The 14,575-nt window shown below is 34.5% G+C and carries 16 protein-coding genes; 5 read left to right on the plus strand and 11 right to left on the minus strand.

Features of this window, described 5'->3' with window-relative positions; genetic code table 11:
• Positions 1-2: 2 nt before the first annotated feature.
• From ACYFX0_RS30210 to ACYFX0_RS30245, 8 genes are all read right to left on the minus strand, one after another.
• Complete coding sequence (locus ACYFX0_RS30210; protein WP_460272062.1) at positions 3-785, minus strand: head maturation protease, ClpP-related; 783 nt, start codon at positions 783-785, stop codon at positions 3-5.
• Positions 769-1,932, minus strand: a complete 1,164-nt coding sequence (locus ACYFX0_RS30215) for a phage portal protein (protein WP_460272057.1) — start codon at positions 1,930-1,932, stop codon at positions 769-771. The genes ACYFX0_RS30210 and ACYFX0_RS30215 overlap by 17 nt, the downstream gene beginning before the upstream one ends.
• Before the next feature lie 8 nt (positions 1,933-1,940).
• Entirely contained in the window at positions 1,941-3,608 is a 1,668-nt protein-coding gene (locus ACYFX0_RS30220) for a terminase TerL endonuclease subunit (RefSeq protein ID WP_460272058.1), read from the minus strand.
• A complete protein-coding gene (locus tag ACYFX0_RS30225) occupies positions 3,605-3,916 on the minus strand; it encodes a P27 family phage terminase small subunit (protein WP_460272059.1) in 312 nt (103 codons plus the stop codon). The genes ACYFX0_RS30220 and ACYFX0_RS30225 overlap by 4 nt, the downstream gene beginning before the upstream one ends.
• A gap of 122 nt (positions 3,917-4,038) precedes the next feature.
• A complete protein-coding gene (locus ACYFX0_RS30230; RefSeq protein WP_046946470.1) occupies positions 4,039-4,374 on the minus strand; it encodes an HNH endonuclease in 336 nt (111 codons plus the stop codon).
• A complete protein-coding gene (locus tag ACYFX0_RS30235; RefSeq protein ID WP_046946469.1) occupies positions 4,361-4,624 on the minus strand; it encodes a hypothetical protein in 264 nt (87 codons plus the stop codon). Before ACYFX0_RS30235 ends, ACYFX0_RS30230 begins: the two co-directional genes overlap by 14 nt.
• Positions 4,625-4,680: 56 nt before the next feature.
• Entirely contained in the window at positions 4,681-4,851 is a 171-nt protein-coding gene (locus tag ACYFX0_RS30240; protein WP_086410196.1) for a hypothetical protein, read from the minus strand.
• Positions 4,852-5,415: 564 nt separating this feature from the next.
• On the minus strand, positions 5,416-5,931 hold the full coding sequence (locus ACYFX0_RS30245; protein ID WP_000512145.1) for a DUF3231 family protein: 516 nt from the start codon (positions 5,929-5,931) through the stop codon (positions 5,416-5,418).
• A gap of 345 nt (positions 5,932-6,276) precedes the next feature.
• On the opposite strand from ACYFX0_RS30245, the gene ACYFX0_RS30250 reads away from it, so the two are divergent.
• The 3 genes from ACYFX0_RS30250 to ACYFX0_RS30260 all read left to right on the plus strand — a co-directional run bounded on the left by ACYFX0_RS30250 (position 6,277) and on the right by ACYFX0_RS30260 (position 8,023).
• Positions 6,277-6,582: a WGxxGxxG family protein gene (locus tag ACYFX0_RS30250; protein WP_142399123.1), complete on the plus strand. Its 306-nt coding sequence runs from the start codon at positions 6,277-6,279 to the stop codon at positions 6,580-6,582.
• Between the two features lie 761 nt (positions 6,583-7,343).
• Positions 7,344-7,544 carry a cold-shock protein gene (locus ACYFX0_RS30255; RefSeq protein ID WP_000434816.1) on the plus strand — a complete coding sequence of 67 codons (201 nt, stop codon included), beginning with the start codon at positions 7,344-7,346 and terminating at the stop codon, positions 7,542-7,544.
• Between the two features lie 320 nt (positions 7,545-7,864).
• Positions 7,865-8,023, plus strand: coding sequence for a gamma-type small acid-soluble spore protein (locus ACYFX0_RS30260; RefSeq protein WP_063263902.1), 159 nt, complete (start codon positions 7,865-7,867; stop codon positions 8,021-8,023).
• 409 nt (positions 8,024-8,432) lie between these two features.
• On the opposite strand, the gene ACYFX0_RS30265 is transcribed toward ACYFX0_RS30260, so the two are convergent.
• From ACYFX0_RS30265 to ACYFX0_RS30275, 3 genes are all read right to left on the minus strand, one after another.
• Complete coding sequence (locus ACYFX0_RS30265; RefSeq protein ID WP_088020341.1) at positions 8,433-8,975, minus strand: site-specific integrase; 543 nt, start codon at positions 8,973-8,975, stop codon at positions 8,433-8,435.
• Positions 8,975-9,457, minus strand: a complete 483-nt coding sequence (locus tag ACYFX0_RS30270; RefSeq protein WP_088020371.1) for an ArpU family phage packaging/lysis transcriptional regulator — start codon at positions 9,455-9,457, stop codon at positions 8,975-8,977. Before ACYFX0_RS30270 ends, ACYFX0_RS30265 begins: the two co-directional genes overlap by 1 nt.
• Before the next feature lie 340 nt (positions 9,458-9,797).
• Positions 9,798-10,454 (minus strand): DUF6944 family repetitive protein, encoded by a 657-nt coding sequence (locus ACYFX0_RS30275; protein WP_088020373.1) that lies wholly within the window; start codon positions 10,452-10,454, stop codon positions 9,798-9,800.
• 1,446 nt (positions 10,455-11,900) lie between these two features.
• Here ACYFX0_RS30275 and ACYFX0_RS30280 point away from each other — a divergent pair.
• Positions 11,901-13,235, plus strand: a complete 1,335-nt coding sequence (locus ACYFX0_RS30280) for a BclA C-terminal domain-containing protein (protein ID WP_460272060.1) — start codon at positions 11,901-11,903, stop codon at positions 13,233-13,235.
• A gap of 1,062 nt (positions 13,236-14,297) precedes the next feature.
• The coding region (locus tag ACYFX0_RS30285) for a phosphatase PAP2 family protein (RefSeq protein WP_460272061.1) at positions 14,298-14,575 on the plus strand (278 nt) is incomplete at its 3' end.

Here is a 14,575-nt window from a genome sequence, read left to right on the forward strand (position 1 = left end):
TTTTATTTTCCTCCTAAGGTTAAAAAGAGCGTACTCAGATTCTGTTTTGTATTAACAGGCTCTTGAATAAGCTCTTTTGGATTTCTATTTGTTTGTAAATCATTCAGGATTTCGTTTTTTAACTCTGATAATGCAACATTTAAATCTTCTTTTGTAACCCCTTGGCCTTTGCTCATTGTTCCATTTCTAAAACCATCGATTACTTTCTGTGGAAGCATAGCAGAAATAGCACTTGAAGCTGTCATTTTAACTGGATTCTCCATAAACATGATTTCATCAACAAAATTATTTTCTAATGCTTGTTGTGGACCCATCCAAGTTTCTTCAGCCATCATATTAAGCAATTCCTCTTCTGATTTACCACTTTTAATGACATAGGCGTTTACAATTGCTCGATCAGTCGTTTTCAACATCTCAGCCGCTTTTGACATATCACGATGATCTCCACCATTCCACATGGAAGCATTGTGAATCATGATTTGTGCTGTTGGTGAAATACGAACCTTATCACCTGCCATCGCTATTACAGATGCTGCACTCGCTGCTAAACCAACAACTTGAACTTCCACATGACCAGGATAATTTTTTAATGCTGTATAAATTTCTGACCCTTCATGTACATAACCACCAGGACTATTAATTGAAACAATTAAATCGTCACCATTCGCATTGAGAAGTTCATTCGTAATCGTTCCCGGGCTTGTAGCATCCATTTCAAACCAATCATAAATCCAAGCTTCATCATTAGAAATAATTGGCCCTTTAATGTCAATTTTCACCGTCATTTTCATTCTCACCTCCCCCAGATTCATCTAATTTTGTATAATTTTTCGTAATATGATGAATATTTAAGTTCGGATCATCCGAATCTTCATAATCTACTTCTGATCTAATCTCATTTCCTGTAAATGCACTTGAAGAAATGAGTTTATCGATACTTGTCGCAAGATCAAATATACTTTGATAAGAAACAGCCTTAACTTCAATCTTTTTCCCTAGAAGATACTCATTCATTTCAAAGAATTTCACATTTGCTTCATCAGATATTTTTTTTAATAATGGCCGTACTGTGAAAAGCATGTAGTTTTTCGTTTGCTTCTCTACATCAGCCATTTCGCCATATATCAAAGCTGTTGGAATACCAAATGCCATAGCCACTTGATTTAAAAAACCATTTGTTACTTTATTAATTTCTTCCACACTTGGACCATTCGCAACACCATTGTATATTTCGTTATAATTAATACCCTTTTGTTGTGGAACAATAGCTATATCCTTTGAGCCAATCGACTTATACATGTTGTCTATAAACTCTTGTAACTTAGCTATTTGTTCTTCTGTTTTAGCAGCAATCATATCCATATCAACTGTGCCACGAACTTGGTTTTTACGTTTCTGTGAGTTTAATATCCTACCAAATAAATCACCATAATCTGAAAATAAACCATCAATAAGTGGAGATAATTTGTCATTTCGATACTTTAAATGGATTACTTCACTTTGCTTAAAACTCCTCTTAAACTTGTAATCTTTTACTATTACATCTGTAAAAGTATCTTCAAATACAGCATATTCGTTATGCTGAAACCCATCAGCAATAAGCAAATCACCATCATCCGCTTGTATAACTAAACACTCATTATCATAAATTAGTTTACGTATAAACTTTTCCCAGAAGGTACTGGCAGTCATATTCTTATTCGGCCTAACGTTTAGTCGATAATAAAGTTCATTTTTCTCAAATGTTTTACCGTTTCTTACCCTGAATTCAGATTGACTAATCGTTCTTCCTAGAAAAGATACACATGTATCAAGTGCTAATCGTTTCATATGAAGCCTGTTTGCTGTATCAGCAATCAAATCCAAATCTAGCATAAATTCTAACTCTTTATTTCTTTTAAATACTGAACCTAACCATCCAATAATTGTCACCCCCTTTATTAGAATTTAATATCTCCTATTAGAAATTCAGTTGATTCTCGTATCTCATCCGCTCTATAAAGAGCATGTACAAAACACTGGAATCCATCAGTTTTTCTACGAACCGGCTCTTTCTTTTCATAAACCTTATTGCCATCGCTCTTAATAACAACCAATACGTTTTGTGTATACCAACGCATTAGAGGATTATCATCAAATATAATTTGACGATTGGCAAATGCCATTTCAATCCTTGGTGCTAATAAGCCATGTATTGCTTTAGGATTTCTAATAATCTCTACTTCAAAGCCTTCATCTATTAATAATGGCTTTATAGCTTCTAATCGATAATTATCACCTATAATCTTTTTTAATCCGTAGGTTTCGCGCATTTCTATAAACCAATGTACAATATGAGTTGGATTAATGGTCGGCTCATCCACAACTGTTAAAAGCCCTTGGTCTTCCCAATCTTTTATTGGTGCAAATTTCTCCTTCTTATACTCATTTGCTTTTTTAGAGTAACCATAATAAATATCAACAAACTCTTTGCGCACAAAAGAATGTGTTTTGAAAATGTATTCACCGTCTACCCTAAATAAAAGACCACAAGCTGCGAAGTCTCTAATACTCGCAAAGTCTAAAGCTCCAATACACTCTCGGCCGTATAGATCAGGAAATGGACGATTTGTAGCAACAATCTCTTCCCATTTTGCTACAGATCTTTCTAAGTTTGTTACAGGTAAGTTCATACGCTTTGTCATAAACTCTTCACGATTACTTGGATCATCTTCTAAATCTTCGTATTCTTCCTTTATTGTTTCAAGTAACCCTTCTGCATACTCACTTAATGGCTGGGATAACATTGGATTTGCCATTTCCCAATTATCAATATCATCTACTTGACTTTCATCATCAAGTTTACAGATGAACGGAAAAACTGCATTAGGACGAGCTTCACCGTTTAAAACCTTCATTGCTTTTTCTTTTAACTTATCTAAAAATCCATCTCTTACATATCCATCTGTACCAATGTAAAATTCTCTTGGATTTTTCTTTTTCCCTAAGCCACTGATATGGACTCGAACATCTTTATTACTTTCATACTGGTGTATTTCATCAAATACAACTGCACCATCACGCAAACCATCTTTTGTATCTCCATTTGAAGTCCTAAACTTCAATTCACTCCCTGTAGCTCTAGAAACAGTTTGAGTTAATGTAGTTTTAAATGCTCGTTGCAATATTTCATTTCGTTTAATGCATTTATGAACCTCATCAGGGCTTGTTTTTGCTTGTTCTTCACTGTTTGCAACAACGGAAATGTTATACTCCGTAATACCGTGCATTTCACTAATTAAAAAATGAATGATGACTGATATTAATCCGTTTTTACCGCCACCACGGCCAAGCATCCATAAGAATTTACGATAAAATACACGGCTGTTTTTCTTATAAAATAAAAAGACGAATGCTATTAAGAATTTCTGAAATGATTGTAACGGGAAGTACCATTTCTCACCAAAGCGAATACACTTCTCAATCATTTCATCATCAAAATACAAATCGTCTCTATTCAAAATATATTTTTCTAGATATTCAATTAACAGTTTTCTTTCTTTGTTGAACTTTACTTTTCCACTTCGATAAAGCTCAATGTATTCATCAACGTACTTTTGTCTTATCATGTTAAATCACTTTCACTATAACCTGCTTTAGTACCATTACCTTTAACAACAAACTTTATATCTCTTCCTAACGCAATTATAGAACTGTTAATTTTATTTCTCTCACTGATAAGAGGGTGGGCTTTAACAAAAATTTGAGAACCATTTTTTATTGTTACAGACTCGCCTTCTTTGTTAATAGTTTTATTTATTTTTCTAAATGCTTTTACAAGATCGATGTATCTTTCTACCTTTTCAACTTCAACTAAATCTGCAATATCAATACTATTCATAAGCTGTTCTTTTAGCTTTACGATACTAACAGCCATCTACCCACCCCCCCTTACGTGCGTAAAATCGAAAAAACCTGACAGTTAACCCCCTCCTCCGGTGCCCCTTAGAGCATTTTTTGATGAAATATTTTAAGGGGGGGACTGTTTTCGAATCATTTTTACCACTTTTCATCGTGTTCCCATTTATTCTGTTTCTTTTTGAATGTTCTACCGTGTTCTTTATTGTGGCAATCCACACATACTGTTTCTAAATTGTTTATTTCTAACGCAAGTTCTGGATGATGTTCTAGTTCTTTTATATGATGGACAACGAGTTGTATCTTTTTACGCTTGGCACTCTCACTGTATTCATTATTGTCTGTTTGAACACGACCATTCCGTTTACATTCCTGACATTCATAGTTGTCACGCTTCTTTACTTGCTCGCGTATACTCTTCCACTCACCACTGTCATAGAACTTACGCTTCTCTTGTTTGGTTTTATATTCTTTCATCTGTCTTTACCCAGCGTGTTTGATTTCCTCTATCTCTTTCCAATAAATCTTTTATTGGTGTTTGCGTGAGATATTCTACAGAGTAAAACATCGGCTTCTGTTCATACAGCTTATAATACTTAAATCGATTAACATCAATCCCAACCTTCTTATACGCCTTCTCATTAGGCTTAAGGTATTTGATGTATGCTTTCTTATCGATGGGTATAAGACCAAGTGCAGCGATTCTACCATTTAAAAAGCTATCCAATTCCCCTCACTCCTTAACCAAAATAAAAAGCACCCGAATGGATGCTTAGATTAAACTTATTCATTATTACTTTCTCTACTTTCATCATCATCTTCTGATTTCGGGTCTAACATACTTTCTATATCAGGCGGCAAAGTTAACTCTATGCCAGCTACTGGCTGATTATCCTCATTAAAATAATACTTCTTCACCTTATTCAATTCTTTACTTTTCTTATTTTCACTCATATTCCCCCGCCTTTTATGTATGATATTAAATACTTTACTTAATATGTACATCGAGAAAGATAATATACTATTCTTTTAATCCTCACATTACTCATGCAATTTTTGCATAATGAAAGAGCAACCGTGCACCAGTTGCTCTTTCGTCAAAATCTTTTGTTATTACTATATAAATACGGTATTTATTCTTGTTTCAATCACTTAATACCGTTACATTCATTCACTCCCACAATATTAAGTAACTGGAAGAAGAGCAAAAGCCCTTCTCCATCTACACAATGTGAATTGCAATTGAATGTAAAAACAAGAAACAATTGTTCATCCAATCTACAACCACCGCCACCGGTCATGACGATCCATTTTCAATTATCAGGCATCTTGTGAGCGTTATTTTCCGCCACTACTCACAATACAAATATAACATGCTAATTCCAAAACAATCGGCACATTTACTGCCAAAAAGCGGTCATGACTCTGCCACTTATTTTAATTCGCTAATAACCTTTATTTCCTTAGACTACCTCACTGCAACAGCCATAAAGAATAGATTAAATTTTATTTTTGTTATTATGCTTGATCTGATTGTAGAACATGTAATGGAGGTGGAATAATCCAACCTTTTTTCTTATTCAGACGAAGCAATATAGCTCCAGCTTGTGCTTTTTTCATATGAAATTGACCAAACATCATTCCAACATCTTCTCGAAGAGATTGTCCCATAGCTTGACTACATGCTACTAGCCCAGCAGCAAGATCCATAGAAACTTTAGCTGCAATTTCCGCATCATTAATACGAGCACCAGGAGGAATCGTTTCAATAGATGCAACTGGTCTTTCTGGAGGTGCTGGTGGTAATGCAACTCCATTTAATTTTAATAAGTTTTTTAATTCTTCAACCTCTGATTGGATATCATTCTCTACAAGGTTTTCTAAAAATTTCTTTAAGTCCTCATCTCCTGTGTGGTTAATAAGAACTTGATATCCAGCAATTGTGCCTTGTGCTCCTGCAAGATAACTCCAAATCCCAAAGACTTCCCCGTAGTGCATTGGTTCATTTTGTGGATTTCCACTTAAAATACCCATAAAAATATTCCTCCTTAAAGAAATTAAACTTTTAGCAACAATACTTACTATAGAAAAAATTTTCCTAACCATGTTCTGGATTAAAGAAAATAAGTTCTTATAACTCATACGGAACACCTTACCCAAATATAGTAATTTTCCCTCATAGAATGTACCGTTACTAAAAATTTATTCTTATAAATAATAAATACATTTCAATTAACTTAATCCATTATTATAAGTACTTTTAATAATAAAAATTAAAGATGTTTATCATAATTTCAATTCAAATGGTTTTATATATTTTCAAACGAATATTGTCTAAAAAAACTGGAGACATTACTGAATATGAAAGGAGGGAAAACTATGAAGAAAAAATTCTCATCTATTTTAAGTGCTCTATTACTAACTATTATGGTTTTTGGTACCAATGTTCATGCTGAATACGATGGAAATAATATGGATAGAGTTAATAATAATATTACAACTCGAGTTAATGACAATAACATGAATAGAGTTAATAATGATACTAGAACTCGAAATGTGAATACAACAAATGATTTGAACAATGATCGTGATGATAATAATAATAATTGGGCGTGGCTTGGCTTATTAGGACTAGCAGGTTTATTTGGTCTTAGAAGAAAAGAAAAAGAACCAGAAAGACGTTAATATAGAACATTGTATTTAAAAGATACTTACTTATCAAAAGAATGCAAAATGAATAAACTATGAATCGCCTTTAATGAGGCGATTTTTTATTTTTTCAAAATCAATAACAATTACATAAAAACGGATACTATTAATCGGAAACAATGAATTTCTTAACTTGATGATAATGAAGCGTTACGTCCATTTGATAAACCATGCTTTTGTATTATGCCATTTCTTCACTTACCCATATCTTATATTGTGTGTAACTGACCCCTTCGCTGAATCCCTTGGTATCATTGATTTCATTTAATTTTCTCTTTTGAGTTACACAGTACGAAAATTATGAGTAACTGTATAGGGATACCACCAGCATTTTGCAAAATAACCTACGCTATGCGGAAAAATAAAATAAGCTGCCCATATGGACAGCTTATTTACATAATTATCGTTACCAGAAGTAAAATTTAACTCGAAAATAGCTAATTTTATCAGTTGTGGAATGTCTGAAAAAAAATCAAACCAATGATATTGTTGAGATCCTTTGGCAATTTCTTGCTGTGATGACTATCATAGTGACTTTTTCTCCAGCAACAACTATTAGTAGCTAATTACCATAAGGACTTATTTTTGAAATTTGCTATTTTTTAGAAAGTGTGTTAATTTAAGAAAGACCTATTTTTGTTTGGCTTGAGATTAAGAATAAATTTTGTTTTTCGTCTAAGGTATTTGAGCAAGGGTAGTAACATATGTGTGGGTATCCACACTAGGAGGCAACAATTATGGAACAAGGTAAAGTAAAATGGTTTAATGCAGACAAAGGTTTTGGATTCATCGAGCGTGAAGGTGGAGAAGACGTATTCGTACATTTCTCAGCTATCCAAATCGACGGTTTCAAATCTTTAGACGAAGGACAAAGTGTAACGTTTGAAGTAGAAAAAGGACAACGTGGCCTACAAGCTACTAATGTTCAAAAAGCTTAATATTAGCTGATGAAAGACCCTCTTGTAGGGTCTTTTTTTTATTTTGTTACAATATTCCGAATACAACTTTTTCAAGGGGATTTGGGGTGCTTAACTTTTAATAAAAAAGAAGATGTTAGAAATCATAGTTTTAGAATTATGGGCTTTTTTTAGTTATCTTGCAATTACATTAATAATACCAAAAAATGGATTATATATAGTCGTAGGATTTCCAATCTTATTTGTTGGTGGACTTTTGATTGTGCATCTATTTTTGTTAAAAGCTTTTTTGGATAATTACGATCCTATTGGGAACATTAATTTTTATGGAGGTGATTGTAATGAATAATAACAAACAACCAAACAAAACTTCTGCAGGAACAAACGCTGCATCTAACAAATTTGGAACGGAATTTGCTAGTGAAACGGATGTACAAGCAGTAAAACAACAAAACGCTCAAGCAGAAGCTAAAAAGAACCAACAATCTAGCCAACAATAAAGTTAATATACAAAGGATATTTTCGATAATCGTGGAAAATACACTTTGAGTAAACTATCCAAGATGCGATAAGGCATCATTCGTGGAACCCAATTACGTAATAGAAAAAGACTACTTCTTCTAACTGGGAAAAGGTAGCCTTTTTCTGTTTTCAAAATGTATATTGTATACAATTTCAGTTAACATAACGTCTCATTATCGGTAGCAATGAAAAGAGGAAACCGTACGCTCACCAAGGAACCTTCTTTTTTTGTTCTATGGATCTATGCATTTTTTTATACATCCCTATCCTAGCGCGGTTTTAGGGTTCTTGTTTGTTACTGGAACTGTATAAAATCTTGCATACTCTTAGCGTGTTTTTTTCCAAAATGCTACAATCCCCCTAGATTTAAAAAGAAATAAGCGGTGATTAGATTTTAAACCTACTCATTGCTTTATCCATTGCATCTTGGTTAACACCTATATAACGTAATGTGACCTTCTCTGACGAATGATTGAATATCTCCATGAGTAATGCTATGTTTTTCGTTTGCATGTACATATGATACCCGTACGTCTTTCTTAACGTATGTGTTCCTATCTCATCTAATCCAAACTCTGCTGCTGCTCCACTGAGTATCTTATATGCCATGCTACGACCAATAGGACGATTCTTTCCTTGTCTACTTTGCAATAGATACTCATTGTCTTCTCTTTCTTCAATAAACCATTTAAGTTCTCTTTTCAGCACTGCAGTAATTTGTATTCTTTTCTGCTTCCCTGTTTTCTTTTCCCTCATGGATATATGACTACCTTTGACATCTTCTACCTTCAGTTTCAAAATATCTGAGATTCTAAGACCTGTATTAATACCCATAATGAAGAGAATGTAATTACGTAAGCTTTTTTCCTTAAAGTACTCTTTTAGCTGTTGTATTTGCTCTGGATCACGTATCGGTTGAACAAAATTCATTATTCATTACCTCCTGTTTCTTCTGCCTCGTAAACTTCTAATCCAAGCGCAAAAGCAAGTTTATAAAACGCTTTAGACTTCCAACGTCGGTAAGTACGCTCTGACATTCCTATTTCGTTATAAACCATGTAATCACATACGTCCTCTTCTTCTAAATAACGTTTATAAATAATATCCCTTTGAATACTTCCAGCACGACCGTTTCCTAATCGAGTTAGAAACTGATCAATACGTAATGACATTCTCTCAAGCCACTCTTCTCGTTTACTTTGTTGAATATTCGCTATAGCAACATCTTCTAACGGCTTTCCGACTGCATGTGTAGAACCATGCTCACGTATTTCATAAGAAGGAGTGACTTTCATTTCTTTACGCATCATCCCAAACTGTCTATATATACGTACGCTTTCCAACACACCTTCTAATTCCTCTTGTGTTGCTGTTCTATCAATTTTTGGTAAGAAAGATAATTGTTTAGTCATGTAAGACCACTCCTTTTTATTTTCAAATTACTTTTGTCTTAAAGCTCCACGTCTACGTTCATAACGTGGACCACGAATTCCCATTAAATCTTCAATGTCACGAGTGCTTAGTTTTTCTTTTCGTTTTTTCTTGTTTTGATTGCTTTTTCCATTCGCGCAATTGATCTCTTAGTATCTTCGTTTTCCCATCCCCCTTCTCAAAATAAAAAGGACACCTATCCCTAAAACAGCTTTCATTGCTGCTTTAATGAATTGGTGTCCTCTAGTTTTCTAGCCGGACTATATTCTGTTTGCTTTCACTTTAAAAGAATTATTGTTTTAACTGTTCTATTAAATTACTCTATTCATCGTTCCCTTCCAATTCCTCACTCTCTTCACGTATTTGTCCAATTAATGAAATTACAGAACCAACTGCTTGAACCCAACTTCCTATAATATCTATTAGCTTTCCTTCTTCATTTTCATTAGTTTCGTTGTTTACCTGAGTGTCTGTATCTTTCTCCACATTATTTACATTACCTTTTTTATTAGACTGGTCCTCATTTCTGATACTTTTTAATTCGTCAATACCTCCTATTGCCTGTAATGAATTCCCAATTGATTGTAATAAGTTTCCTATAATATTTAAGGATTCATCTTTATCGGATGCATCCTCAAATTCATCTGCTAATGCTGTAAGTCCACCCAAAGCCTGTGTCCAATTCCCGGCAATCACTAATTTAATTTGTGTTTCTTCTTTAAAATCAATAATCAATCCAGATATTACAGTGACATTACCAATTGATTGGATTTCATTACCGATTTTTTCAAGAGACACTTCTCCTTGACCATCAGCCTCTAAAGCATTTCCAACAGCCTGTAATACGTTTCCATAAACATTTAAATCCTTTCTTACATTACTGCTTATAAAATCAAAAGGCGTACTTCCAATAGCGGAAGTAATTGTTCCTATTGCTGCAACCCATGCACCAAATATCTCTTTAAATTGGTTCTCCATTTAAAACATATCCCAGCATTAAGTAATTAATATAATCCTATTCAATTACTCATCTCACTGTTAATAATTTTAAATGTCTCTTTGCCATCCTTCTTTATAATAATGTCTTATAAAAATATTTTTTAGGAAGTATACGCATTTGTTAAACGTACTTCTATATTGATTTTATACATATTACTTAGCATTGATTGGATTGCATTATTCGGAATATGGTGGTCTACATTCTTTCATTAAATGCATCTACCCACTGAATAAAACTCAATATTCCATCCATACTATAGATAACCCATCTTTAATGTGCTGTAACCAGTTAGATCTTACTTAAGACTGAGCAGTTAGCTTTTGCTAGCTGCTTTGTTTGTTAATATTCTTTTAAGAGGAACAAGTTATATGCATAATAACTCAAACAAAATCCATACTATATTTAGGTTAGGTCTTAAAATTTAAAACCCTTATTCCAAACTTAGACCTAATATATCGCTCCTCTCCCTTCCCTGGGGCTCAGTAGCTAGCTTTTGCTAGCTGCTTTTTTATTAAAACGAATAAAATTCGATATTCTAACAATATTAATAGCAATACAACTTGCTTCTTACCCAAGTTGTATCTACTTGAGCAGTTAACTTTTGTTAACTGCTCTTATATTGAATAAATTTCTAAAACATGTTAACAATATAGGTACACCAAGGTTGAATACGAATGACCATTGCGTTCTTCTTATTCACAGAGCAGTTAGCTATGATAACTGCTCTTTTTTAGTTTGTCCGAATAAAACTCTAAATTTTGTCCAATACTATACATGAGCTGATACAGCTTGAATTCACAGTGACCTCTGTAATTTTCTTTTTCCCTTTCTCTGAGGGCTGAGCAGTTAGCTTTTGCTAGCTGCTCTTTTATATTGATTTAATAATAAAATTTAGGTCTTATTCCTTTTCTACATCATATACTTTTAACCTAACCATCCAGCTCAAAGTGTTACCTCCTATCTTAAAGAGCACTTATGCATGGTGCTCTTTTTCGGTTTCCTTATTTCTATAAAATGAAATTTTTATAAAAAGTTTTCTCAACACTCATCTCCCGGAAATGAATTACCTTTTATGGTAATGTATTGGTAATCCCATAAAGTTCTATTGTTCCATTAAAAGGACCCGCACCCCTAATCGGGTCCTTTTTAATGTTTTCTACTAAAATAGCGTTTTTGTTCAAATACTTCACCCTATGAAAAAAATCAAATATGATATCATGTACTCTTTTACATTAAGAGTCTTGGTCAGAAGAGCACTTATATATGGTGCTCTTTTTTGTATAGAATGTGAAATAGAGGCTTGCTCTTAAAACCTTTCATGTGATTTTTATAGTTTTTTTCCTTACACCCTTATGTCTGCTTGCTCATAAGTTGTTAAAGTATAAATATAAATCGGCTAGTTAGTTTATAATGGAGGTGTAAAAATGAGTAAATTTAAAAAGAAATGTCACATCCCATTTCCATGTGCCTTTCCGTTGCCTCAAATCGGGTCTACTGGATTAACCGGTGCTACTGGGCCTTCGGGACCTACTGGAGCTACCGGACCTTCAGGTGGACCTCCGGGACCTACCGGACCTACTGGAATTCAAGGTGTCCAAGGTATTCAAGGTAACCTGGGACCTACTGGTCCTCAAGGTATTTCTGGACCTCAAGGGATTCCTGGGATTTCTGGATCTATTGGTCCAACTGGACCTACTGGAATTCAAGGTATCCAAGGCATCCAAGGCATTCCTGGCATTCAAGGTCCTATTGGACCGACTGGAATAACGGGGGGCACTGGAATTCAAGGGATTCAAGGCATTCAAGGGATTCAGGGAATTCAAGGCATTCAAGGGATTCCTGGCCCGACCGGCCCTCAAGGGATTCCTGGCATTCCTGGTTCTGTAGGTCCAACTGGACCTTCTGGAGCTGTTGGACCGACCGGCCCTTCCGGGGGACCACCAGGACCAACGGGCCCGACTGGACCTTCCGGGGGACCACCAGGACCAACCGGAGTGACTGGCCCCACTGGACCAACTGGGTCACCAGGACCAACCGGACTTCAAGGTATCCAAGGTATCCAAGGGATTCCCGGCCCCACTGGACCTCAAGGAAGTCAAGGGATTCAGGGGATTCAAGGTAATCCGGGGCCGATAGGTCCTATTGGACCCACTGGAATAACTGGGGCGACTGGAATTCAGGGTATCCAAGGGATTCAAGGTAATCCAGGACCTATTGGACCTATCGGCCCGACTGGCCCAACTGGGCTTCAAGGTATCCAAGGCATCCAAGGCATTCCTGGGCCTACTGGATTACCAGGAACCGCTGGAGCTACCGGACCTACTGGGCCTACCGGTCTTACAGTATCTGGATTATCTCAATACGCTTATATTTTCAATACAGCAGCTCAAGTTGTTGCCTTAGAAGCACCTATTCTTTTTAGTTCGAATGGTTTAATGACACCTGGTATTACTCATACTCCTGGAACTTCTCAGATTATGGTTATTAATGCAGGAGATTATAAGATTTCTTTTTCTGTATCAGGAGTTGAACCTAATCAATTTACGCTCTTTTTAAATGGTGCTCCAGTTACCAACGCAGTTTATGGATCAGGTGCAGGAACTCAGCAAAACACTGGGCAAACAATCCTCTCTTTAGCCGCAGGTGATGTTCTTACCCTTCACAATCATACTTCAGCTGCTGCGGTCACTTTGCAAACTTTGGCAGGTGGAACACAAACAAATGTAAATGCTTCAATTGTAATTGAAAAGTTAGATTAATTTAATCATTTGTTTCTTGAAACTCTGACAGTAAATAACCTGGTGTAGATTCCTTTTTTCAATGAGCAGTTAGCTTTTGCTAGCTACTCTTTTGTATTGAGTTGAAAATAAATTTTAGGTCTTATTTCTTTTCTGCGCCATATAATTTTAACCTAAACATTCAGCTCAAAGTGTTACCTCCTATCTTAAAGAGCACTTATGCATGGTGCTCTTTTTTATTTTGTTTTCTTTCATTTCTGAATAACATTTTTAACCCTGTTCATACTATTTTTGTAACTTAAAGTTACAAACTATTTCTGTAAGCGCAGCGTTTCTTTTGTACAACAAGCAGTTAGTTTTGTTAACTAGCTGCTTTGTTGTGTAAAAGAAAGATTTTGTTTTAAAGTTACACATATCTAAAAAACATACATATAATATCTTGGGTATCCTTTTTCAATATTAGTTTTGGTCAGAGAGCACTTTTAAGAGTGCTCTTTTAATGTATTGCAATGTATCACGTTTTACATACAATAAACATAGAATGCAATGAGCACGCAAGACATAATTTTTATATAATCGTGTACATTTTTGTACACAGTTTTTTTATTAAATAAGAATTCTGTTTAAATTTCATCAACCTTATTGATTCCTTTGCATACATTATTATCACAAGGAATTTCATAGGTTTCTCTGGTCCAGTTTCCTTGAATTCCTTGTACACCTCATCGAAATAACCCGTTTTAAATAGCGGGTTATTTTATTTTTGGTCATAAAAAGTTTTTGTTTAACTTTCATTCATTTTTTTGCTTATTTTGAATACATTACTATTAAGCTAAGAAATACACAGGTTTCTCTGGACCAGTTTCCTTGTATTTCTTGAACTCCTTGTACACAGAACCTGTTAGTTATAACAGGTTCTTTTATTTTTTCGTCATACAATAACTATTTTATTAAAAATCTTTAATGAGCTAATCCTTACAATTTTGTAATACTAATGTCACTGAAATCAATTTTTTCACTATAAACTCTTTACTATAATTTTCCTTATAAAGTTATAAACACACAGTAAGGAGCGACTTAAAAATGTCTTTTTCTCAATTAAATATTGATGCTTTTCGAGCAATCAATGATTTAGGGAAGTCATATTCATCCCTAAACTCAACTATGGTATTTGTGGCGGAATATATGGTGTATTTTTTAGGTTTAATTATTATGGCTTATTGGTTTACTCAATGTAGAAAAAACAAAATGATGATTATTCAAGCGATGGTTGCTTTCGTAACTGCTGAAATAATTGGAAAATTAGCAGGGAATTTGCATTTGAATTATCAACCATTTGCAGTATTACCTAATGTTAATAA

The sequence above is a fragment of the Bacillus sp. NEAU-Y102 genome (assembly GCF_054788175.1).

Bases quoted from the DNA above. Each gene is read 5' to 3' on its own strand.
- ACYFX0_RS30250 (WP_142399123.1), top strand. From the start codon at position 6,277: ATGAAGAAAAAATTCTCATCTATTTTAAGTGCTCTATTACTAACTATT.
- ACYFX0_RS30230 (WP_046946470.1), bottom strand. From the start codon at position 4,374: ATGAAAGAATATAAAACCAAACAAGAGAAGCGTAAGTTCTATGACAGT.
- ACYFX0_RS30260 (WP_063263902.1), top strand. From the start codon at position 7,865: ATGAATAATAACAAACAACCAAACAAAACTTCTGCAGGAACAAACGCT.
- ACYFX0_RS30220 (WP_460272058.1), bottom strand. From the start codon at position 3,608: ATGATAAGACAAAAGTACGTTGATGAATACATTGAGCTTTATCGAAGT.
- ACYFX0_RS30270 (WP_088020371.1), bottom strand. From the start codon at position 9,457: ATGACTAAACAATTATCTTTCTTACCAAAAATTGATAGAACAGCAACA.
- ACYFX0_RS30280 (WP_460272060.1), top strand. From the start codon at position 11,901: ATGAGTAAATTTAAAAAGAAATGTCACATCCCATTTCCATGTGCCTTT.
- ACYFX0_RS30265 (WP_088020341.1), bottom strand. From the start codon at position 8,975: ATGAATTTTGTTCAACCGATACGTGATCCAGAGCAAATACAACAGCTA.
- ACYFX0_RS30255 (WP_000434816.1), top strand. From the start codon at position 7,344: ATGGAACAAGGTAAAGTAAAATGGTTTAATGCAGACAAAGGTTTTGGA.
- ACYFX0_RS30275 (WP_088020373.1), bottom strand. From the start codon at position 10,454: ATGGAGAACCAATTTAAAGAGATATTTGGTGCATGGGTTGCAGCAATA.
- ACYFX0_RS30210 (WP_460272062.1), bottom strand. From the start codon at position 785: ATGACGGTGAAAATTGACATTAAAGGGCCAATTATTTCTAATGATGAA.
- ACYFX0_RS30240 (WP_086410196.1), bottom strand. From the start codon at position 4,851: ATGAGTGAAAATAAGAAAAGTAAAGAATTGAATAAGGTGAAGAAGTAT.
- ACYFX0_RS30225 (WP_460272059.1), bottom strand. From the start codon at position 3,916: ATGGCTGTTAGTATCGTAAAGCTAAAAGAACAGCTTATGAATAGTATT.
- ACYFX0_RS30245 (WP_000512145.1), bottom strand. From the start codon at position 5,931: ATGGGTATTTTAAGTGGAAATCCACAAAATGAACCAATGCACTACGGG.